This window comes from Bacteriovorax sp. PP10 (assembly GCF_035013165.1).
In the GTDB taxonomy this organism is placed as follows: domain Bacteria; phylum Bdellovibrionota; class Bacteriovoracia; order Bacteriovoracales; family Bacteriovoracaceae; genus Bacteriovorax; species Bacteriovorax antarcticus.
The window spans coordinates 735,016-755,347 of record NZ_JAYGJQ010000002.1; the positions used below are offsets into that span (position 1 = coordinate 735,016).

Genomic DNA, 20,332 nt, shown 5'->3' on the forward strand with positions numbered 1-20,332 from the left:
GCCTATTGGACCCTCTTAGAGTCAAAATCAAAAAAAATCACACTAATAAATGCCAGTAACTCCCCAAAAGCAGAGAATCCTCTAGACAGACATACCCTTTTTTCATAAAAACCCACTAAGCTAATTAATCCACTGATCCCTAGGTTAACGACATGTTATTTTCTAAGAATTTATATAAATTAAAAATGATCGCTCTAACGTGTTTACTTCTATCAGGTTGTGTTCCAAATCAGGACAACACTAATCAAAATGTAAATCTAGTTACAGGCTATAACGTCTTCGGACATAACGATAAAGAACTTGTGACTTCAACAGAGCGACAATTCAAATTAGTTGGAAGATTGATTGCACCAGATGGAACTTATTGTACGGCGAGCCTAGTTTGGAAAAATCTTATTTTAACAGCGGCCCACTGTGTATTCAAAGACGGTGAATACTTAAAAGGTAAATATCAGTTTCTTCTTGGCGCATCTAATGGAACTTCAGTCGCTGAAAGTGGAGTCTCATATATTTGGTGGGGGACTTCAGATCAACAAGCAAATAGAAACCAGGATTGGGCCATTCTAAAACTTGAAAAACCACTAGGGGAGAAGTTTGGGTATTTTGGATGGAAGTCTTCTACAGAAGAGAACTTAGAAAATATTATGCAAGCTGGTTATGGAAGTCTATTTTATCAAGGTAAGAGCATGACTGGTGTGCAAGAGTGCAGCGCCAAAGCATTTCTTCCAGAGAAAGGATTCATCTATCATGATTGTGATACATCTACAGGTGATTCAGGATCGCCATTATTTATCTGTGAGCAAAAAACATGCTTCATAGTTGCCCTACACGTTGCCGAACATCGTAACGGTGGGAATACGACCCTTGTACTGGATGAATACAACGACAAAAATGCAAACATTGCGATCTACACACAAAGCTTTGCGGCCAAATTAAAAGAGTTACGAGACGCCAATCCATAGGTGCCAGCAGACTTGTGGTAGCAATAGAGCGTTATTTTCAAAAGGATAAACAATGAAGACTTTTTTTATTAATAAAATTTTTAATGAAGATAAGAGCGTAACCATTCGCGAATTTAAAACTTTATCTCCTGACTTATTTAACAAAACAGTCGAAATGAATTCTGATTTGGGATTTTGCACGATCCTAGATACTGAAACAACCGGCCTTGATCATAACAAAGATGAAATCATAGAGATCGCTATCAGAAAGTGGATTTATCACAAGAGAGAGCATCACTTAATTAAGCCAGTTGAAGAATACTCAGAACTAAATGAACCAGTTCGCAATGAGATATCAGAGACCATTACTGAGCTTACAGGAATTACGAAAGAAGACGTTAAAGGCAAAAAAATTGACTGGAGTATTGTAGCTAAAATGATCGGGGAATCCGATTTTGTCCTTGCTCACAATGCAGGATTTGATAGGCCTATGATTGAAGCTGTCGCGGAAGTAAGTAAAGTATCATCAGCAAAGATTTGGACATGTTCATTTAAGCAGGTTGATTGGGCCCAGATGGGATTTTTATCAGCGAAGCAGGAACTACTAAGTCTTTTTCATGGTTTTCATTATTCAGGGCATAGAGCGCTTACTGACATCGATGCTCTGGCCAATCTAATACTGCAAGGGGATTACTTGAAAGAAATTTTAGCGAACGCTAAAACTAAGCAAGTTTGTGTTGATTGTGTTCAAGCTCCATTTGAGGCCAAAGATCTTTTAAAGAATAATGGGTTTTCATGGGATGCTCCAAATAAATTTTGGACGAAACTGGTTTCAGAGTCTGAGGTTGATGAGATGAAAAACTTTCTGACTGAGGAAGTTTATCCTAAAGGGAAGATGAAAGCTGAGTTTTCAACAATTGAGTTGAGAGATCGTTTTAAACCTTTGTAAGAAAAGAGTGAGAGTTCCAATACATCCTTCTTGTAATATTGTGACAAAAAAGTGTATTGGAAGCTCGTTGAAAAAATCTTAATTATTAAGCGACTTCTCTCTTAACATTAGAATGATTATGTACTGGATCTACAAAACCAATTCCCATCATCTGTAGTTGCATTTTATCTTGATCAGAATCAGGTTGATAACCTTGCTCAAGAAGATATTTTGCATAATGCTTATTGATTAAAAATGGAAATACAAGGCCAGAAAATCCGAATGTGACAACTGAGGCAATAAGACAAATTGCAGAATAAATATACCATCCTCTCAATAGAGGAACAAAAAAACCAAAAAATAGAGTTGTCCAAGAAAAACCTGTAGGTGTTTCTTTAAAAAAACCATTTGGATGCTTAAATCTAACCATTCACTAACTCCTTATTTTTGTTTGCAATGTATTCTTTTCGGAATAGTTGTGGGGTTGCTTAAATAAATATTTATTTAGATCCGTTCAATTAAATTAAAAAAGGTTCCCAAAAAGGTTCCAGCAGACTTCTCTGGAACCTGAATCTGTCGCTTATCCTAATTGAAGCGTATACGAATTTCGTCTTTGCGAAATGGATAGCCTTCAAGATTCATCAGCGTAACTCCTACTGCTAAACCCGCTCTGCCTTCAATCCCAACCTGCATGCCCGTTGCAGTAATTCGAGTTTCTGTAGATCCCAAATCACTACCCCAAGTCCTAACGCTGTCACATTTGCCGAAAGGCATCTGAATAATCACGATATTCGTATTGGGAGCAAAGTAAGCATGAGCTTCACAATTAGGCGTGTTGATATCTGGGTTTGCGGGTGAGAGTTCCATGTCTGCAAACGCCGTAGTTGTTGAGAGAGAAATTGCTAAAACCATTAAAAACTTTTTCATATGTAGCTCCATTTATTTTTTTCTTGGCAACTCGTTGTGAGATGTCTTTGTAAATGACTATTTCAATAGGTGTGCCAAAATCAAAAACTATTATAAATAGCTAGTTAGGAATCAGATGTTATGTCGGAAATTCGGCAGTGCCGGGAAATCGGTAAGCTTGTTGTCGGAATAGCGGCGGTGAAAATGTGGTCCACATTTTGTGTAGACCACATTTAATAAAAAATAAAATTACTTAAGTTGTGTTTCTGTTTCAGAAATAAACTCACTGGCCATTTTTCCACCGTGAGCGATAAAAAGTTTTTCGTACATTGGCGGAGGAATAATACCAGTCACAATTGGTGCTGATGCTTTTGAAAAACCAAACCATTGGCGAACATTCATAACACTTTTCATCTCTTTATTGATAAGAGTTACATTAAATGCCGATCCTGTAGAGGCAGAACCTGTTCCACCGATACAAGCTTCACATGAAAATGAGTATCCCATATCGTTAATAACCATAATGGCATCAACATTCAAAATTTCTAAAGATTTTTTTAAAAATTCTTTTTCTTTTTCTGTTTTCATAAGTGCGTCTGAATCTTGCCAGTTTTTATCAATCCCAAATGTCGCGATCCCTGCAACAGTTGTTGAAGAAGGTGCATCTTTTGTGTTAGCGAAACTTTGAAGTGTTCCCATCCAACCTGTAGCTTCAGCAGCGACTGGTGTTTCTTTTTTAAGAGTTGAAGTAACTAGTTCTTGAAACTTAGCGTTTTTTCTTAATTCTTCAAGAGTTAAGGCCTTGAATGGCAAGTGAGTTGAAGTATTGATAGATTTTACAAATTCGTTATATGAAAGTTCAGCTGCTTTTTGTCCATCAACTTCAGTAAAGTTTTTAGCAACCATTTTTACAAGATCCATAACCCCTGGTTTGTTTTGTTGTTTCGGATCGTCTCTGAATTCAATTTTTTCTGGAATTGAATAAGCAACGATTGCAACTCTTTTAATCGAAGTCACTTCGTCTTTTTTAAATGTTGCAGATCCACAACTTAACAACACTGATAGTAATGTTAAAAGTAATACATTCTTCATAAATAATTCCCCCAATAAATTTTTAATAATTAGATAAAAAGTTAGATAGATTGTCTATAGATACTTAAACGTGCCAGCAGACTTGTGGTAGCAATAGAGCGTTATAAAGTTTTTGTAGTGACACCGTTCTAGAGTCAGTATGATTAACCCATGAATTCCAACTCAAAGCTTAAAGATATCTTAAAAGAAGAACCTCTCCCTATTGCACTGGGAGCAGGTTTTTTTGGTTTCTTTGCTCACCTTGGTTTCATCGAAGCATTGAAACAAGAGGGAATTGAATTCTCTATGATCTCAGGCTCCAGCGCGGGTGCATTAGTTGGCGCCATACTTGGTTCAAATATTTCAACACCCGATGCTCTAAAATTACTCGCTGAAGTTCCGGTAAAAGATGTTTGGGATCCAGGATTTGGACTGGGTTATCTTAAATGGAAGAACGTAGAGAATATTCTCAGAGCTAATCTTCATCCAAGACTCGAAGAGCTGAGTCTTAACATTGCTGTATCAACATTCGAAGTTGGTACATTTAAGACCAAAATTTTTACTGAAGGCGAAACAGCTCCTATCGTCCGCGCTTCTTGCACTCCACCTTTTTTAGTTCACCCTGCAAAGATCAATGGTAAAAGGTATTTTGATGGAGGCATTTTTGATAAGCCTGGCATCATGGGAATCCCAAAAGAGAAGCGCTCCGTCTCACATTTTTTAATGTCCCATTTACGAGATAGAAACTGGGACTTCTCGCATAATCTAAAAAAAAGACGCCCCAATCAACTTATGATCTGCTTTTCTGATCTCATTGCAGTGAAGCCGAGTAATCTTAGTGTTGGATACGAAGCATTTGCTAGATGTTTTGAAAATACTATAAGATTATTAAATACAGATATAAGTGATCTAAAAAACCATAAGAGTTTTTATGGTGATCTAAAAGAATTTACGAATAGCATTTAAGAGGTAATATATGAATGGCCCAAAGTTTCTTTCGATCGTAATTATCATCGCATTAAGTTTCTTATCTGCTTGCAGTAAACATCAAGATTCAAAAGAAAAAGTTCTGACTGTTATCGCCGCCAGTGACATAAAAGGTTTTGATCCTATCATGTCGAGCGATGTAGGTTCAGCTGCACAAATCGCAAAAATTTATGAAGGGCTCCTTAGCTATCACTGGCTAAAGATTCCTTACGAACTTATTCCCAATCTTGCAGAAGAAATGCCCGTTATATCTGCAGACGGTATGACCTATACATTTAAAATAAAAAAAGGCGTGCACTTCCAAGACGACATTGCTTTTCCTAATGGTAAGGGAAGAGAGATGGAGGCCGCTGATTTCGTTTATTCAATTAAGCGACTTGCTGACACTAAAAACCAAGCAACAGGTTGGTGGATTCTTGATGGGAAAATCAAAGGACTCAATGAATGGAGAAATAAGTATCAGACGCAACCTTCTGCAAACTACGACGAAGAAGTTGCCGGCATAAAAGCGATTGATAAATATACACTTCAGTTTCAACTTTCTAAGCCCTTCCCACAATTTTTGTATTCACTGGCCATGCCTTACACTTTCGTTGTTCCAAAAGAAGCTGTAACAAAATACGGACCTGAATTTATCAACCACCCAGTTGGTACAGGCCCATATGTTTTACCTGTCTTTGATCAAGGTAAGAGAGTTGTCTTTACTAAAAATCCAACTTTCAGAGAAAAATTTTATCCAAGTGAAGCTTCTCCAGAGTACAAACATTTCCTAGGTGATGCTGGTAAAAAGCTTCCTCTAATAGATAAGATTATCGTCAATGTCATGGTTGAGTCGCAGCCAGCATGGTTGAAGTTCAATAAAGGTGAGATTGATTATTTGAATATTCCCAAAGATAACTTTAGTTCGACAATCGTTGGTAATAAGTTGTCTCAGGAAATGCTTGATAAAGGGATGAGCCTTACTATTATGCCAAGCCTAGATGTATATTATATCGGCTTTAACTTTGATTATAAGATTTTTCAGAACGTAAATCTTCGTCGAGCAATGAGCTTAGCTTATGATGTAAAGACTGCTAATAGACTATTCTATAACGATACAGGATTTCCTGCACAGTCAGTTGCTCCTCCGGGACTTGCTGGAAACGTTCCAAGTTTTAAGAATGAGTGGAAAGGTCCTAATATAGAGCTAGCTAAAAAGACTCTAGCTCTTGCTGGTTATCCAGAAGGAAAAGGACTTCCTGAAATTACTTTGGATACGATGAGTTCAACTACTGCTCGCCAAAAAGCGGAATTCTTCCAAGCGCAAATGGAAAAAATTGGCATCAAGATTAAAGTCGTGATGAATCTTAATCCTGAACTGCAAGCGAAAATCAAAAAGAGAGCTGTGCAGATGATCGATTACGGTTGGATTGGAGATTATCCTGATACAGAGAATTTCCTTCAAATCTTTTATGGGCCCAATTCAGCTCCTGGTGCCAATAGTGCGAATTACAACAATCCACAATTTAATAAGGATTTTGAAGTAGCAGTTAAGATGCAGCATTCTCCTAAAAGAACGGAATTGTATGAGAAGTTAAATCAGTATCTGGCCAATGAAGCTGTTGCTATTTTTACAGTTCATACACAGAGCTATATGCTACAGCAGAAATGGGTGAAGAATTATCATGATAGTGATTTTATCTTTGATTACCATCAGTATATGAATATTGATCAGTCCCAGAAGATGGATTATTTGAAGAAGTTTTAATTTATTCGGGCAATCCTTTCCTTAATCGATAAAGATTTTTATTAAAAGGTGAAATATGCAATGTTTAGCTACTCAAGAATTATATACTAATTTTTTGCCTTATTTTATAAGGATTTTTTCTTTATGTACATTACTTGCACTTGTTATGCTGTTTATAGTTCGTTATAGAAATAATGGACGTGAGATGCAATATTTGAAAAAATTTTTCATCGTAATTGATCTCCTGTTAATTTTATCTGTACTAGCTAACATCTTAATGCATACAAATCAGTTGAATAATAGTGTTACAGGAATGCGAATTTCAAATAGTAATGACTTTATAAATAAAGCTAAAGAACAAGCTGGTGAAAGCTTGAATTCTATAAAAAAAGAGTGTCCTTTAAATATTGCAGGATGTGAAATTTTAATAAGTACCTTGCAAGAGAAGATTGATAATGACAATGTACCGAAGGAAATAACTGTTTGGGTTGATGAAAAAATTTCTTCAAATAAGGTAATCAAAAATTTATTAACAGATTTTAGCCAAGAAATTAATAACTATCGATACAATAAGATACAACTAGAAACTAATAAAAAATCAATTAGAATGTTGCCGGAAAAAGATGAATCAAATATTAGATTGATATTTATTCTTCTACTTGCTGTTTTAACACCGTTCAAAATTGCTAAACACATTGATGATTATATGTCGGTAAATAATTGATGAACATTCCAAGCACAACAGGAAATCGACGAAAATTAGAGTTTGATAAAAAATTAAAGCAAATTGAAAGTGATGAGCTGAAGTTAAAGACGCTTGAGCAAGAACTTATAGTTCTTCAAGTGAGAGTGGCCACAGAGGCCACACCGATAGTAGATGAGTTTTGCGAATTAAGATTTGAAAATCTTAACAGACTAAAACAACATCGCACTGATTCTTATTTTAAGAAAAAAGAGAAACGTCAGATTATTCATCTAATGGTTGAGCTTGCTTATGGATTACAAAGCATGGGGGACGAGCGAGCAGAAGCTTTTCTTGATGAGCTTCTTCCAGAACAGGAGTCAGAGGCTGAAGAGAATGTTGATGAACCTGAGTCTTATACATATAAACCATCATCTCCTACACCGGCACAAACCGATGGTAAGCTTGAAATCAAATCTCTCTTTAGACAATTAGCTAAGGCCTTTCATCCGGATAAAGAGCCGTTAGAGCATCTTAAAGAAGAGAAGACGTCTCTCATGAAGAAGATTACGGCAGCCTATGAAAATCAAGATCTCTATGGACTTTTAAAACTTGAAAAAGAACATATGGGACCGAGAGAGTTTTCGGAAGACAAGATCGAGCTTTATATAAAGCATATTAATGATCGTTTGAAAGAGCTTAAGTCTTTTGAAGCCCAGTTGAAAAAGCATGGGCCACTGTCGACGATTTACAAATTTATCTACTCAAGACAAGTTACGACTCAAGAATATAATATTAAAAATGAGCTTTCGAAGATCGAAGAAGAAGTTCGTAAAGAGAAAGTGCTTCAGCAGATTATTTGGGATAGTGGATCGCTGAGGAATTATTTTAAATCTTAGTTAATTCGGTATGAAGTTTTAAAGCAATATTTCCAGCTTCCGATTTTACCTGATAAGCAGGTTTTTCAACTGAACCATTACGTTTAATTTTTGACCCCTTAATAATTTTTTCAATCGGAGCGAAGTGAACTTCTTCGACTTGGCCTTTAATCGTTCCGCCGGCCCAGTTCCAAGTCACTTTATCGCCAATTTCAAATGGTGTTATGTTTTTCATATAAGCTCATTATAAAAAATAAGAAATGCTCTTTACAGTGAATTGAAGACGGTAGAAGCGTTGTCGAGTTTGCCGATATCCCACCAACTCATTACCGGCTCACCGGCATCTGCCGAAATTTCGGCATGTTAAAACCAGCTAACTGTTTGATTTTGTAGATGAACGCAATGGCATTTCAACTGCAATATGAATTACATAGCCTTTGGAGGAACATATGAACAAATTATTTTTATTAGCTTTATTATCACTAGCAACTACTACAGCATTCGCTACACCTGGATGCGGACTTGGTGAAGTTCGCGCTTTTTCTAAAAGCGTAAACCCTGATGATGAAATCTGGACTAAGGCCGATGGAAGAAATTTACCTATCGTAGACAATCAAACTCTCTTCTCTTTAATCGGTGGTGTGTATGGTGGAGATCAACAGACTAATTTCAATCTTCCTAAAGTCGATGATCTTGAATTGAATGGAAAAAAATATCCTTACTATGTTTGCACACAAGGTGAGTACCCAGCTGGAAGAGTAGGAGCGGTTTCTTATATCATTCAATACCCAAATGTTTCTAGCTATGACATTGTTGAAGATTTTGGATTTGTGAATATGAATGCATCGGTTATGCTGCCATACTCTCAGCACGCGGCATATGCGGCCCTTATGCCTTATGAATTTTTCGATCAAGATAAAAATATTTTAGTTCCACAGGCCGTTCTTTCTGAAGTTGTAAAAAATGGTCCGGCTAAATTAAGAAACTATATGAGTGTTGATGGTGATTTTGTGATTGATGATTTGTATGATTGTGAGCAAGGTGGAATTTATTTTACTTTGACTACAAGAGCAGTGGAAGCTGGATCGAACTATAAAGAAATTTTTAGTGATAAAGTAGTGGGTGAAGTTTTGAAGGATGGTGTGAAATTGGATGCAAAGGTTAGAATCATGCAATGTGGAAGATAAGAATATACATGGGCCTCTCTTTTTTATAAAGAGAGGCTTCTCATTAATTAGCCGTCCGCTTTAAGCATATTAAATAAACGCCATAACCAAATATTAGCGAGCTCTTACTATTGTTAACTAAAGGTTAAGAGTAGATAACCATAATTCAATTTTAGTTAAGTTAGTTGAAAGATATATTGCCTCTACTTAGAAAATAATTTCAAGAGGGCAATTATGAAAAAGTTAATTTTATTCGCATTTCTAACAATCAGTTCATCAGTTTTTGCTGAAGATATCTATGTTTTAAGAACAACGATTGGCGATCATGTCTATAACGACATTTTAACTTACGAAAGCTGTACTCCCACTATGGTTATAAAAGGAACTTTAACTGTTCCAGGTAAGTTTACTTCTCAAATCGAAGATGGAAAATGCCACTATTCACATCGCAATGAACATCTTAATTTTAGAATATTAGTTCGTGAAAATAATGAAGAGTATTATGCTACTTATGGGCTTACAATTGCAGGCAAATCAATCGGCGGAAGAATTCTTAAAAATGGTGTAGAAATGGGCACGATTGAAGGTGAGTTAATTTACGAAGGTAAATAATTAATACAATAATAGGATCTCATTTTTTGAATGTTGTTTAACTATGTTTTTCGTTGCAAAATAATACCAAACTTTAATTGGTGGAAATATTATGAGCAACGAAACACAGACCCTTCCATGGGGACAAAAAGAAAAAGATCTTTGGTTTAAAGAGCAAGTCATTAAACGCTCATACCTGGAAGAAGTGGTTACTAAGATTAATAAACTTAGAGACACCTTTGAAATTTCACAATACGGCTCACTTTCAATTGATCCAAATAAATACCCAGTTTTTTTAATGAAAACGAAAAACTTTGATTCTTCAAAACCAACTGTTCTCATTACTGGTGGCGTTCATGGATATGAAACGAGTGGAGTACACGGCGCTCTTCTTTTCATGGAAAAACACATCTCGAATTATTCAAACGATTTTAACTTCATTTGCGCTCCTTGTATCAGTCCTTGGGGCTATGAAACAGTTAATCGCTGGAACAATCTTGCCATCGATCCTAATCGTTCATTCTATCAGGATAGCCCTGCCGAAGAATGCAAACTGTTTTTGAACGCCATCTCAGCGCTTAACATAAACCTTTTTGCTCATTTCGATCTCCATGAAACAACTGACACAGACAACACTATTTTCAGAATCGCACTTGAACAAAGAGATGCTATCAAGAAAGAGTTTTCAGAAATCCCCGACGGCTTCTACGTTGTAGGTAGTACTCATAAACCTCAGGGCGAATTTCAAAAAGCTGTTATTGAATCTGTAAGAAAAATTACACACATTGCTCCAACAGATGAAAGAGGGATGCTAATCGGTAAAAAAATCGAAAGTGAAGGTGTCGTTAATTACGATATGAAAAAGCTTTTCCTATGCGGTGGTTTTTCTGATGCTGAATATTCAACGACTACTGAAGTTTATCCAGATAGTCCCAAAGTGACTGATGAGATTTGTAATCTTGCTCAAGTCGCAGCTATCTGCGGTGGTTTAGACTTTATAAAGAGATGTAAATAGGCAGCAGCTGTGTCCGGCTTTGAGAAGGGCATCTTAGTAAAATGCTTCGAGAAGAATTCATTGGGAATTTGAGCATTAAGTAGTGAATTTAATATTTTCATAATAAATAATGAGAACACAGTGCTGCCGATAAAAAGTCCATGTGATTTTGCCCCCGAGACACAGGACTAATCTTCAAAAACTATTTACCGAACTAAGAGGTTCGGGTCAAAAAAAGAAAACCTTAATTTTATTCTTATGTCCTTGAGCGCTTCTATTTTTGTGGCATCTGTATTGCAAATTTTATTAAAAAATAAACCAGAGGAAGAAGTATGGTAGCAAAAGCAGCAATGTCCAAAAAAGGTAACAAGAGAGAAACAAAAGCTTTAGAACGAGATTACGCTGATTCTTATAGTAAATTTAAAGAATTTGAAGATCGGCGTTATGCTGGGATGAAAAATAGTAGAAGTCGAAAATGGCATTATGAACCGGCCGACTGGATAGAAAAAACAATCGCACAGGAAGAGTGGGAAATTAATTATAAGAATCAAAGTGGAGAAGGGTGTAGAACTTAATCAACAAATAAGACGTCCATTAAGACAATGAACGTCTTTTACTTTTAATTTACTTTCTAAAGTTTGGTTTACAGATTTTATCCATAGCTCCTTTTATCTGACTCGGATTAAGATCTCGAGAGTGAGTCAAATCACCAAGAGATAAAATTCCGACGAGTCTTTTGTCACGGTTTAAAACAGGGAGCCTTCTGATTTGATTATCACCAAGATTTTCTATGACTTCATTTAAGTTTTGATCTTCAAAACAATAAAGGACTTTATCAGTCATGATTTCACCAACGTGGATTGATTTACAATCACGTCCTTCGGCCACGCATCTGATGGCGATGTCTCTGTCTGTAAGCATGCCTACCAAACGATCATTTTTTTGAACAGGAAGGAGCCCAAAATCCCCATCGCGCATTTTTTTTGCAGCTGCAGCAACATTCATGTCAGGCGTTACTAATTCTACTGATTTCGTCATACAGTCTTTTACAATCATAATCTTCTCCTTGATATTGTTATGGCCCCATGTTTTTTCTTAGGCCTTCAGTGTTACTTCCTTTTTATTTTGATCCTTGCCATGACTACTTCCTAGCATATCTGGTGCCAGAGTATAGAAAGCAGTATCTGATAAGAAAAAAGAGGAGAGATAATCAAGGATAGATTTGTGTGCTTGTCGCACTAGAGGCGATAAACGCAGCGAAACCCAAGAATTCCATACGAGGCATTTGGCTCAGAGTTCACATCCAATGTATAAATACCAGAACTGTCTCCATACCAGAAAGCACCACCGCGTACAGCATAACCACCGGTTGAATTAATTCCTGGATCATAACGTCCGATCCCGTCTGCACCAGTTAAATTTAGAAAAGTTGGCTGCCAAGTAGAAGGCTTCATTTCATCTGTCGCACCAACATTTACATCTAAATCTCTAAATTCTTCAAAACCTTGGGCCGTATTAATCGGGCGAGCAGCGACATAGGCCTTATTGGCAGGTGTAACGATCCAATCAATCCATTCCCAAACACTTCCAGCAAGATCCCAGATCACTTCACCATTAGAGAGAGTATGAGTTCGTCTGTATTTAAATGCGCCAGTTGCAGCACACGTATCGCTCCCGGTATTATAGAGGCAGCTCGCGTCTGTGGAAGGTGCTGGGCCGCTATTTAAAGCAGTCCATCCAATTGGTAAGACCCCTGAGCCAGCAGTTCCACCTGACCAGTTCGAATCAACACTCTCTATATTTCTGGCAATCGTCATCCATTCAGGATTTGAGATAAGATAAAACTTATTACTAACACCATTAATAGCATTCAAGTTGGAACAAGCAGTAATTGAATCGGGATGATTAATATTCGTCCAAGGTGTACCACTGGATTGTGATGTGGCAACGGCATTTACTCCCGGAGTAGATGTTGGACAACTTGCTCCCACACATCTCATTTCATATTTGGCCACACAGAAATCAGTTGTTGTTCCGACATTTGTATTAAAAGGAACTCCAAGAAAATTAGCAGGACATGAACTTATCACGTAGGCGACTGTCGCACTAGAGCAAGCAGAAGTATGAGTATAGGTGTTGGTTGAGTTGGCATAAAATGTATAAGCAGCAACTGCTAGAGTGGAGGTTGTTAAATCGATAGTTGTTCCTGCGGCCGTACCACTTGCGACCTGAGCAGTACACAAACTATTCGTGAAAAGCTTTACAACATCGCCACTCTTGACACCACTTACTCTTATTGTTGGAGTGCTCACTAAAGAAGGAGACGCTGATGGAGTTTGTAATGCAATTCCACTTGGAACATTTGGAGCAAGATTCGTTGTTATTGTTTGAGTTGTCGTATTAACATCAGTGGCACCTGTTGAGTCGAGTGCTCTCACTCGAAAAGTGTAAGAGGTATTTGGAGTGAAGCCTGTAAGAGTGAGAGTAGATGCAGGTGCAGGGATAGTTGTTATATACGAAGGAGTTCCTGCAACCATTCTATAAATTTGATAAGCAGAGGCGTCTGCATTATTCGTCCAGTTAAGTCTCATTGTTGTGTCAGTGACTTGATCAATTGAGGTAAGACCAGCGAAGACGATATCTGAGCTTCCTACTGTGCCGATTTCTCTTTGAAGTGCTTTAGGGTTTACTTTGATTTCATTGCAACCCGAAAGGCCTATGATAAGGCAAAAGGTGAAGAGTGAAGATCGAAAATAAGATAGCATCTTTAATATGTCCCATCATCAAAATGACTATTTATTAGCATAGTGAGGTTTCCTTCTATTTTCGTCATTTACTCAATAATAATTTAGTCAAGAATACCTCAAGTGTCCGGAAAGGAAGTAAATACCAACATTTAAGACAGTTGTAAGATGATTCAGATGCTATTAAAAATTTCCATAGACTGCTCATTAAGGAAGTCACCACCAGGTGAATATGGGCCAGCAAAAGGAATAGATTTGAAGCTGCACAATCTGAGGTTTCAAGTATCTTTTGACGAAAGCTTGCGGTCTACTTTAGACTGTGAGGGCCCTAAAATTGTACCGAGGTCCTAATGCAAAAATTGATTCTATTTTTAATCGCTGGTTTGATTTTGTCTTTCAATGCTTTTTCGCAAGAAGAAGTTCTTTCTGTAACAGACAATGACGACAATACTGAAATTTATAAACTTGTCGTTAAAGTAGACAAGAAAACGCAATCGTTAAAAGAAATTTATAAAGATACATATTCTGCTGATGGCGTGAAAATCAAAAGAACTGTTTTGAATCCGGAAGATCTTACTACTGACCACGGTGTGATCATGGAAGAGAGAGATGGGTACAATGTTCTTAATTTGAAGAGTGATAACTTTGATCATGATCGTGGTGGAAGGATTACGATTGATACGCTTTATAATGGGTTTACTGGAGAGCGTAGAGGTTATGATGTTGAGCTTGCTAAAGATAAAGTAGGCTGGAAGTTATTTGATAAGAATAAAGTCGTTACGAAATTTCATATTAAAGTTAATCGAGTCATCATGCTTGGAGTTGTAGGGATTAAAACTCTTATAATGGAATAAGATTTTATGAAGTAGTACTGCCCACCAATTGAGGTAGGGAAGTATGCTCTTTTCGGGCAAATATATCAAAATTATGATCAATTCCTTCATCGAGCTATAATACGAGCATGAAGAAAATTGATTTTAATAAATACAAATTTAAATTGAGAAGTCTTCCTAATTCCAAAACCGCTTCAAGGTACCTTGAGGCTGTTATTTACTTTATTATAATTTTTGTGATTTATAATTTTATTAATATCTGCTTATTTTCAGACGGCTTCATGCCCACTCTTCCTGCGCTACTTGTTCTTGCTCTTCCCATTGGTTTTATACATGTCTACAGCACTATAGAAACTGAATACAAAAATGTGAAGCGTGATACTTTTAAAGAAGTTATTGTTCATATAAGGCTGAGACAAACTCAATCATTGATAGAAAAGCTGGAAGACAATCCTGAAATTCTTAATGAAAAATATCAAAAGAAAAGTCTGCTCTACTGGGCAAAACACTACAAAAATATCCAGGCAAATTCGATAATCATCGAGCAAATGAAGAAGCCCAAGTAAAGGAGTAAAGGTGCCAGCAGACTTGCGGTAGTGATAAAGCGTTAAATTTTTAGTTAATAAACTCTTTCAATCTCATCCTTGTCATCCTTTAGTACGACAGACTCCCCGTCATTTTATGTGAAAATAATTAATTATTTTTACTCATCTTGCTCGGAGATTAATTATGTCAAAATTCAATATGGCAATCATCCTCACTTTGATCATGGTCATTTTATTGGGCCTGGCATCCTGCGGGGACAGTACTAGTGGGATAAATGGAACTGGTGCAACCAGTACTAGTTTTAAAAAAATTTACTTAGCAGCAGGAGTATTTTCCACTGGAGATTATGGAGTGGGTGATATTGATCTAACATGCAGCTCAGGATATCAGGCATTGATAGGAACGAGTACACGTCACCCAGATATAGGTTCAGGAGCAGCGAACTGGATTTTGCAGGCGAATACTGAATACCGTAGAGCAGATGGTACAACTGTAATTGGAACAACAAACGCGAGCGCAGTTTTTACTTTTCCTTTAACTAATTCTTTTGGGAGTAGTGCAGGGTCGTATTATACAGGAATAGAGAGTAATTGGAGTGTAGACCAGACCAAAAATTGTGGTGACTGGGGAAGCATGGCAGACGATAGAACTTACGGTAATGCGCTTTCTACAACTTCAGCGGCCATTAGTGCTGGCGTACATAATTGTGGAACATCAGGGCCTGCTGCTTTCGTCCTTTGTGTTGAGCAATAAGACGATTTTCTTGAAGTAGTCATCTCATGCAGGTATATTTTTTTTATGAATTCTATTACCGACGTTATTATTTGTGATGATCATTATATAAGTGCTGTCGGTATAGAGAGTCTTCTCAAAAAAATCTTAAATGAAAAAATCAGAACCAGACTTTCTTCTAGTGGAGAAGAAGGGCTGGCCTTGTTTCATGAGCAGGAGCCTGATCTTATGTTACTTGATTTAGGACTACCTAAAAAATCAGGACTTGATGTCTTGAAAGAGGTTATTCCACTTAGTAAAAAGTGCAAGTTTGTCGTTCTAACAGGAGCAGATGACCCTGCCCTTTTTCAGCAAGTTCTAAAGCAGAATATTCATGGCCTTCTAAGAAAATCTAATTCTGAACAAAACATTCGCGAAGTAATAAATTTTTTTGAGGAAGGTAAAGCTGGTGTTTATATTGATCCATCCGTAGCTGGGTTACTAAAGGTGGAATCAGGATTTCCTCTTACTCCGAGAGAGTATGAGGTCCTGGAATTAATGTCGAGAGGTCATACTAGCCAGGAGATTGCAGATTTATTGTCGTGCTCATTATCGACAATTAAAACTTATCGTATGCGTATTATGAATAAGTCAGGCGCAAGAAATTCTTCAGAAATGATAGCCTGGTTTTTTAAAAAAGAAGTAAATCGATGACCGTCCCGATAGTTCTTTTATTATGCAACATCTTAGTCTTTGTGGGCGCTTTTGCGACCATTGGGTTTGTCGCTAGTTCCTGGAAGATGCCTTCGATTCGTTGGTTAACAATATTAGTAAGCTCATTCTGTGTTGTTTCTTTTTGCACCCTGGGCGTCTACATTGCCCGTGATATAGAAACTCAAATTATTTTTTCCAGAATGAGATTTCTCACACTCGGATTATTAGCACCTAGTTGGTTAATGTTTTTATCTTCTATTTATCAAAAACCTAAATGGCTACAGCGACCGATTACTTCGCTCATTATTTTTACTCCAGGGTTAATCTCAACAGTGCTGACAATTGTTCCATCATGGCGAGATTATATTCTTAAAGATTTTTCTTCCCTAAGAATAGATCAATTTACTGTATTGCAGTTTGATAACGGTACATGGTTTCAATATCATTATTTTTGGGCGATGTTTTTAGTAGCAGCATCTCTTGCTTTAGGCGTTTATCTTTTCTTTAAAGAAAAAGGACTACGACGTCATCAAATTATTATCCTTACTGTTTGCAGTGTACTTGCTGCGGCAGTTGATATCTATTGCGTGCTTTTTAATCCACCTATGCGCTGGTTAATGCTTGCTAGTGGAACTTTCTTTATCAGTTTACTAGGAATCATTTTTTCTACAGTGAAATTAAAACTTTTAAATGTAACCACACTTGCTTTAGGGAGAGTTTTCCAAGAGTTTCCAGATCCCGTTATTGTTATAGATGGTGATAAAAGAATTCGTATGGCCAATAAAACGTCAGGACGGTTTTTCGATCTCAATAATCTTCCAGGGAGAAAGATATGCGAGGCCCTTCCTCAAATCAATTTAGTGGAAGGTGAAATAGCTCTTTTAGATCATAATGGAGAAAAGCATTTCTTTAACCTAAGCTTAGAAAAATTAGAAACAGATGTAGAGCATTCTTCCGGGCAAGTTATCTTTTTTCGTCAAATTACAGTGCAAAAAAGTATTGAAAAGCGCTTGAATGAAAACTTAGAATTTAAAGCAAGACTTCTTTCGCTAATCACTCATGATTTTATGGGACAAATTGAAGCCCAAACCCTGGTTTCAGCTTCTCTGCATGAAGATGTTATAGACTCTTCAATGAAGGAGAAGATTGATCTTCTGACAACTTCAACGAGTGCATCACAAGGCTTCATGGAAAATGTTTTAAGTTGGGTTAAGTCTCAAAAAGATAATTTCGAAGTGATTAATAAAGATTTCGAATGGAACACTTTAGTTAAAGAATGCATCGAGGAACAAAGTAGTCTTTGTAAGATGAAAAATATAAAAATCGATTTTCAATCCGACTCCTGGCCTTTAATCGGTCAAGGGGATTCAAATATGCTGGCTTCCGTTATTCGCAATTTACTTACAAATGCCATTCGAGCTACTAACAATGCTCAGTCTATAAAAGTAAATTTATATTCTTCTAATCAAGTCGTGAAAGTTGAAATTATTGATAGAGGAGTGGGAATGAATGAAGATGTATTACAAAAAATAAGAAATCTTTCTTCTTCATTTATCTTTGTTAATGAGAATCAATCAGAGTTTGGGAGTTTTGGAATCGGACTAATGATTGTAAAGCATTTCTTGAGTCTGCACAGGGGAGAGCTTTTTATAGAATCTACATTAAATCAAGGAACGGTTGTTTCTTTTGAAATAAAATAAGGCCCCTCAAAAAGAGGGGCCTATCGAAAATCTTTATTTGTAAGACGGATCTAAGTCATAACGATCAAGCTCCATCACCTTAACCCAGGCCTTCACGAAATCCTTCACAAATTTCTCTTTTGCATCTGCTGAAGCATAAACTTCTGCAACCGCACGAAGCTGAGCATGCGAACCAAAAATCAAGTCAACTCTCGTCGCAGTCCATTTCTTCACATCTGTCTTACGATCAGTCCCTTGAAACAATTGCTCAGTATCATCAACAGGAGTCCACTTAGTATTCATATTCAAAAGATTCACAAAGAAATCATTCGTCAGAACACCAATCTTATCAGTAAACACTCCATGCTTAGATCCATCACTATTGGCCCCAAGTACACGCATCCCACCAATAAGCACTGTCATCTCAGGCGCAGACAGCTTTAAAAGCTGTGCTTTATCAATAAGCAGCTCTTCTGCAGTTAAGCTATACACTTGCTTCAAATAATTTCTAAACCCGTCAGCAATCGGCTCAAGAGGCTCAAACGAATGAGCATCTGTTTGCTCCGCCGATGCATCCATACGTCCAGCTCTAAATGGAACAGTCGTCGCATGCCCTGCATCTGCCGCTGCTTTTTCAACGGCCGCACATCCTGCAAGAACAATCATATCTGCAAGAGAAACTTTTATCCCAGAGTCTTTACGAACTTTTTCAAGAATTTCTAATTCTTCTTTTAAAAGCTTCGGACGATTTGCTTCCCACTTATTTTGTGGTTCTAAACGCACGCGAGCTCCGTTAGCTCCACCACGTTTATCAGATCCACGAAAAGATGAGGCAGATGCCCACGCCACAGAAACTAGTCTTGAAACAGACAATCCTGAAGCGAGAATTTTTTCTTTAAGTATCTTGATATCATTTTGCTCAAGCGTGTAATCACACTTTGGAATCGGATCTTGCCAAATTAAATCTTCCTTCGGAACTTCTTTCCCAAGGTATCTAACTTTTGGCCCAAAATCTCTGTGAGTAAGCTTGAACCAGGCACGTCTGAAAGTTTCAGCGAAAAGTTTTGGATCCGCATGAAATTTACGAGCGATTTTCTCGTAAATAGGATCCATCTTCAGTGCCATATCTGCAGTCGTCATCATCGGAGCATGTTTCTTTTTTGGATCGTGAGCATCTTCTACAAGTGTGTCAGTTGCACGATCTTTTGGTCTCCACTGATGAGCACCAGCTGGAGATTTTGTTAACTCCCATTCATTATTTAAAAGCGTGTCTAGGTAACCCTGATCCCATCTTGTAGGATGTGGTTTCCATGCACCTTCAATTCCACTTGTGATGGCATCAACACCATGACCAGTGTTCATTGCATTTTTCCATCCTAGACCTTGATCAATTAAAGTTCCTGCGGCCGGTTCGCGACCAACATTTTTTGCATCTCCGGCACCGTGAGCTTTTCCGAATGTATGTCCACCAGCTACAAGCGCAACTGTTTCTTCATCGTTCATGGCCATACGAGCGAATGTTTCGCGGATGTCACGGGCCGAGCCAACTGGATCTGGAACTCCACCAGGTCCTTCCGGGTTTACATAGATAAGTCCCATCTGAATGGCAGCAAGAGGATCATCCATTTTTTTATCTTCAGTGATACGAGTATCACCAAGCCATTTATCTTCAGAGCCCCAGTAAATATCTTCTTCAGCTTCGAAAATATCAACGCGTCCACCACCGAATCCGAATGTGCCAAGGCCCATTGATTCAAGAGCGCAGTTTCCTGCAAGGACCATTAAGTCTGCCCATGAAATTTTCTTTCCGTATTTTTGTTTAATCGGCCACAGAAGCATACGCGCCTTATCCAGGTTGGCGTTGTCAGGCCAGCTATTCAGTGGTGGAAATCTTTGGCTTCCAGATCCTGAACCACCACGGCCATCTCCAGTACGATAAGTACCAGCACTATGCCATGCCATTCTGATAAATAGAGGACCGTAGTGTCCGTAATCTGCAGGCCACCAGTCTTGTGAGTCTCTCATTAAAACATTGATGTCTTTTTTGATTGCATCGAGATCTAGCTTTTTAAATTCATCAGCATATTTAAAATCTTCTCCTAGTGGATTTGATTTTGAAGTGTGTTGGTGAAGAACACTAATATTGAGTTGCTCTGGCCACCAGTCTTTGTTTGAGCGGTGTTTTCTTGATTTGTCGTCTTTGATTGGGTTGTTACTCATATGATCCTCCATAAC

The 20,332-nt window shown here is 37.5% G+C and carries 23 protein-coding genes; 15 read left to right on the forward strand and 8 right to left on the reverse strand.

The annotated features are described in order from the left end of the window. Positions 1-185 precede the first annotated feature (185 nt). Complete coding sequence (locus tag SHI21_RS13465; protein WP_323577144.1) at positions 186-962, forward strand: trypsin-like serine peptidase; 777 nt, start codon at positions 186-188, stop codon at positions 960-962. 52 nt (positions 963-1,014) lie between these two features. After that, positions 1,015-1,890, forward strand: coding sequence for a 3'-5' exonuclease (locus SHI21_RS13470; protein ID WP_323577146.1), 876 nt, complete (start codon positions 1,015-1,017; stop codon positions 1,888-1,890). Positions 1,891-1,975: 85 nt separating this feature from the next. Here the strand turns inward: SHI21_RS13470 and SHI21_RS13475 are convergent, their stop codons facing one another. The 3 genes from SHI21_RS13475 to SHI21_RS13485 all read right to left on the reverse strand — a co-directional run bounded on the left by SHI21_RS13475 (position 1,976) and on the right by SHI21_RS13485 (position 3,867). Further along, a complete protein-coding gene (locus SHI21_RS13475) occupies positions 1,976-2,299 on the reverse strand; it encodes a hypothetical protein (protein WP_323577147.1) in 324 nt (107 codons plus the stop codon). 155 nt (positions 2,300-2,454) lie between these two features. Continuing rightward, complete coding sequence (locus SHI21_RS13480) at positions 2,455-2,796, reverse strand: hypothetical protein (RefSeq protein ID WP_323577149.1); 342 nt, start codon at positions 2,794-2,796, stop codon at positions 2,455-2,457. Between the two features lie 228 nt (positions 2,797-3,024). Beyond that, the gene (locus tag SHI21_RS13485; RefSeq protein WP_323577150.1) at positions 3,025-3,867 is read right to left on the reverse strand and encodes a hypothetical protein; all 843 of its coding nucleotides are present in this window, start codon (positions 3,865-3,867) and stop codon (positions 3,025-3,027) included. Positions 3,868-4,017: 150 nt separating this feature from the next. Between SHI21_RS13485 and SHI21_RS13490 the strand changes: the two genes are divergently transcribed. The 4 genes from SHI21_RS13490 to SHI21_RS13505 are packed head-to-tail and all read left to right on the forward strand — an operon-like array spanning position 4,018 to position 8,140. Next, entirely contained in the window at positions 4,018-4,812 is a 795-nt protein-coding gene (locus SHI21_RS13490; protein WP_323577151.1) for a patatin-like phospholipase family protein, read from the forward strand. 10 nt (positions 4,813-4,822) lie between these two features. Beyond that, positions 4,823-6,580: an ABC transporter substrate-binding protein gene (locus tag SHI21_RS13495; RefSeq protein WP_323577152.1), complete on the forward strand. Its 1,758-nt coding sequence runs from the start codon at positions 4,823-4,825 to the stop codon at positions 6,578-6,580. A 55-nt stretch (positions 6,581-6,635) separates the two neighbouring features. Next, complete coding sequence (locus SHI21_RS13500; protein ID WP_323577153.1) at positions 6,636-7,283, forward strand: hypothetical protein; 648 nt, start codon at positions 6,636-6,638, stop codon at positions 7,281-7,283. Then, complete coding sequence (locus SHI21_RS13505) at positions 7,283-8,140, forward strand: J domain-containing protein (RefSeq protein ID WP_323577155.1); 858 nt, start codon at positions 7,283-7,285, stop codon at positions 8,138-8,140. The genes SHI21_RS13500 and SHI21_RS13505 overlap by 1 nt, the downstream gene beginning before the upstream one ends. Here the strand turns inward: SHI21_RS13505 and SHI21_RS13510 are convergent. Beyond that, positions 8,130-8,354 (reverse strand): hypervirulence associated TUDOR domain-containing protein, encoded by a 225-nt coding sequence (locus SHI21_RS13510; protein WP_323577156.1) that lies wholly within the window; start codon positions 8,352-8,354, stop codon positions 8,130-8,132. The two genes, SHI21_RS13505 and SHI21_RS13510, sit on opposite strands and share 11 nt — an antisense overlap. Before the next feature lie 214 nt (positions 8,355-8,568). Between SHI21_RS13510 and SHI21_RS13515 the strand changes: the two genes are divergently transcribed. The 4 genes from SHI21_RS13515 (at position 8,569) to SHI21_RS13530 (ending at position 11,445) form a co-directional block, all read left to right on the forward strand. Beyond that, a complete protein-coding gene (locus SHI21_RS13515; RefSeq protein ID WP_323577157.1) occupies positions 8,569-9,306 on the forward strand; it encodes a phage tail protein in 738 nt (245 codons plus the stop codon). Positions 9,307-9,519: 213 nt separating this feature from the next. Continuing rightward, the gene (locus SHI21_RS13520; protein WP_323577159.1) at positions 9,520-9,897 is read left to right on the forward strand and encodes a hypothetical protein; all 378 of its coding nucleotides are present in this window, start codon (positions 9,520-9,522) and stop codon (positions 9,895-9,897) included. A gap of 91 nt (positions 9,898-9,988) precedes the next feature. Continuing rightward, a complete protein-coding gene (locus SHI21_RS13525; protein WP_323577161.1) occupies positions 9,989-10,891 on the forward strand; it encodes a M14 family metallopeptidase in 903 nt (300 codons plus the stop codon). A gap of 311 nt (positions 10,892-11,202) precedes the next feature. Beyond that, positions 11,203-11,445, forward strand: coding sequence for a hypothetical protein (locus SHI21_RS13530; RefSeq protein ID WP_323577163.1), 243 nt, complete (start codon positions 11,203-11,205; stop codon positions 11,443-11,445). Between the two features lie 49 nt (positions 11,446-11,494). Here the strand turns inward: SHI21_RS13530 and SHI21_RS13535 are convergent, their stop codons facing one another. Next, positions 11,495-11,926, reverse strand: a complete 432-nt coding sequence (locus SHI21_RS13535; RefSeq protein ID WP_323577165.1) for a CBS domain-containing protein — start codon at positions 11,924-11,926, stop codon at positions 11,495-11,497. Positions 11,927-12,108: 182 nt separating this feature from the next. Then, positions 12,109-13,635: a fibronectin type III domain-containing protein gene (locus SHI21_RS13540; protein WP_323577167.1), complete on the reverse strand. Its 1,527-nt coding sequence runs from the start codon at positions 13,633-13,635 to the stop codon at positions 12,109-12,111. A 329-nt stretch (positions 13,636-13,964) separates the two neighbouring features. Here SHI21_RS13540 and SHI21_RS13545 point away from each other — a divergent pair, with 329 nt between their 5' ends. The 4 genes from SHI21_RS13545 (at position 13,965) to SHI21_RS13560 (ending at position 16,418) form a co-directional block, all read left to right on the forward strand. Continuing rightward, on the forward strand, positions 13,965-14,468 hold the full coding sequence (locus tag SHI21_RS13545) for a hypothetical protein (protein ID WP_323577168.1): 504 nt from the start codon (positions 13,965-13,967) through the stop codon (positions 14,466-14,468). A gap of 107 nt (positions 14,469-14,575) precedes the next feature. Continuing rightward, positions 14,576-15,013 carry a hypothetical protein gene (locus SHI21_RS13550; RefSeq protein ID WP_323577170.1) on the forward strand — a complete coding sequence of 146 codons (438 nt, stop codon included), beginning with the start codon at positions 14,576-14,578 and terminating at the stop codon, positions 15,011-15,013. Positions 15,014-15,176: 163 nt separating this feature from the next. After that, entirely contained in the window at positions 15,177-15,746 is a 570-nt protein-coding gene (locus SHI21_RS13555) for a DUF1554 domain-containing protein (protein WP_323577171.1), read from the forward strand. 45 nt (positions 15,747-15,791) lie between these two features. Continuing rightward, entirely contained in the window at positions 15,792-16,418 is a 627-nt protein-coding gene (locus SHI21_RS13560) for a response regulator transcription factor (protein WP_323577173.1), read from the forward strand. Here SHI21_RS13560 and SHI21_RS13565 read toward each other — a convergent pair. After that, positions 16,396-16,566, reverse strand: a complete 171-nt coding sequence (locus SHI21_RS13565; protein ID WP_323578345.1) for a hypothetical protein — start codon at positions 16,564-16,566, stop codon at positions 16,396-16,398. The genes SHI21_RS13560 and SHI21_RS13565 overlap by 23 nt on opposite strands. Here SHI21_RS13565 and SHI21_RS13570 point away from each other — a divergent pair. After that, the gene (locus SHI21_RS13570) at positions 16,505-18,118 is read left to right on the forward strand and encodes an ATP-binding protein (protein ID WP_323578342.1); all 1,614 of its coding nucleotides are present in this window, start codon (positions 16,505-16,507) and stop codon (positions 18,116-18,118) included. The two genes, SHI21_RS13565 and SHI21_RS13570, sit on opposite strands and share 62 nt — an antisense overlap. Before the next feature lie 33 nt (positions 18,119-18,151). Here the strand turns inward: SHI21_RS13570 and katG are convergent, their stop codons facing one another. After that, positions 18,152-20,317, reverse strand: coding sequence for a catalase/peroxidase HPI (katG, locus tag SHI21_RS13575; RefSeq protein WP_323577174.1), 2,166 nt, complete (start codon positions 20,315-20,317; stop codon positions 18,152-18,154). Positions 20,318-20,332 lie beyond the last annotated feature (15 nt).

Excerpts from the sequence above, each read along its gene's own strand:
- SHI21_RS13465 (WP_323577144.1), top strand. The coding sequence starts at position 186 with ATGATCGCTCTAACGTGTTTACTTCTATCAGGTTGTGTTCCAAATCAG.
- SHI21_RS13490 (WP_323577151.1), top strand. The coding sequence starts at position 4,018 with ATGAATTCCAACTCAAAGCTTAAAGATATCTTAAAAGAAGAACCTCTC.
- SHI21_RS13480 (WP_323577149.1), bottom strand. The coding sequence starts at position 2,796 with ATGAAAAAGTTTTTAATGGTTTTAGCAATTTCTCTCTCAACAACTACG.
- SHI21_RS13495 (WP_323577152.1), top strand. The coding sequence starts at position 4,823 with ATGAATGGCCCAAAGTTTCTTTCGATCGTAATTATCATCGCATTAAGT.
- SHI21_RS13510 (WP_323577156.1), bottom strand. The coding sequence starts at position 8,354 with ATGAAAAACATAACACCATTTGAAATTGGCGATAAAGTGACTTGGAAC.
- SHI21_RS13535 (WP_323577165.1), bottom strand. The coding sequence starts at position 11,926 with ATGATTGTAAAAGACTGTATGACGAAATCAGTAGAATTAGTAACGCCT.
- SHI21_RS13470 (WP_323577146.1), top strand. The coding sequence starts at position 1,015 with ATGAAGACTTTTTTTATTAATAAAATTTTTAATGAAGATAAGAGCGTA.
- SHI21_RS13555 (WP_323577171.1), top strand. The coding sequence starts at position 15,177 with ATGTCAAAATTCAATATGGCAATCATCCTCACTTTGATCATGGTCATT.
- SHI21_RS13525 (WP_323577161.1), top strand. The coding sequence starts at position 9,989 with ATGAGCAACGAAACACAGACCCTTCCATGGGGACAAAAAGAAAAAGAT.
- SHI21_RS13570 (WP_323578342.1), top strand. The coding sequence starts at position 16,505 with ATGCCTTCGATTCGTTGGTTAACAATATTAGTAAGCTCATTCTGTGTT.
- SHI21_RS13540 (WP_323577167.1), bottom strand. The coding sequence starts at position 13,635 with ATGCTATCTTATTTTCGATCTTCACTCTTCACCTTTTGCCTTATCATA.
- SHI21_RS13515 (WP_323577157.1), top strand. The coding sequence starts at position 8,569 with ATGAACAAATTATTTTTATTAGCTTTATTATCACTAGCAACTACTACA.
- SHI21_RS13520 (WP_323577159.1), top strand. The coding sequence starts at position 9,520 with ATGAAAAAGTTAATTTTATTCGCATTTCTAACAATCAGTTCATCAGTT.
- SHI21_RS13545 (WP_323577168.1), top strand. The coding sequence starts at position 13,965 with ATGCAAAAATTGATTCTATTTTTAATCGCTGGTTTGATTTTGTCTTTC.
- katG (WP_323577174.1), bottom strand. The coding sequence starts at position 20,317 with ATGAGTAACAACCCAATCAAAGACGACAAATCAAGAAAACACCGCTCA.
- SHI21_RS13485 (WP_323577150.1), bottom strand. The coding sequence starts at position 3,867 with ATGAAGAATGTATTACTTTTAACATTACTATCAGTGTTGTTAAGTTGT.
- SHI21_RS13530 (WP_323577163.1), top strand. The coding sequence starts at position 11,203 with ATGGTAGCAAAAGCAGCAATGTCCAAAAAAGGTAACAAGAGAGAAACA.
- SHI21_RS13550 (WP_323577170.1), top strand. The coding sequence starts at position 14,576 with ATGAAGAAAATTGATTTTAATAAATACAAATTTAAATTGAGAAGTCTT.
- SHI21_RS13475 (WP_323577147.1), bottom strand. The coding sequence starts at position 2,299 with ATGGTTAGATTTAAGCATCCAAATGGTTTTTTTAAAGAAACACCTACA.
- SHI21_RS13560 (WP_323577173.1), top strand. The coding sequence starts at position 15,792 with ATGAATTCTATTACCGACGTTATTATTTGTGATGATCATTATATAAGT.
- SHI21_RS13505 (WP_323577155.1), top strand. The coding sequence starts at position 7,283 with ATGAACATTCCAAGCACAACAGGAAATCGACGAAAATTAGAGTTTGAT.
- SHI21_RS13500 (WP_323577153.1), top strand. The coding sequence starts at position 6,636 with ATGCAATGTTTAGCTACTCAAGAATTATATACTAATTTTTTGCCTTAT.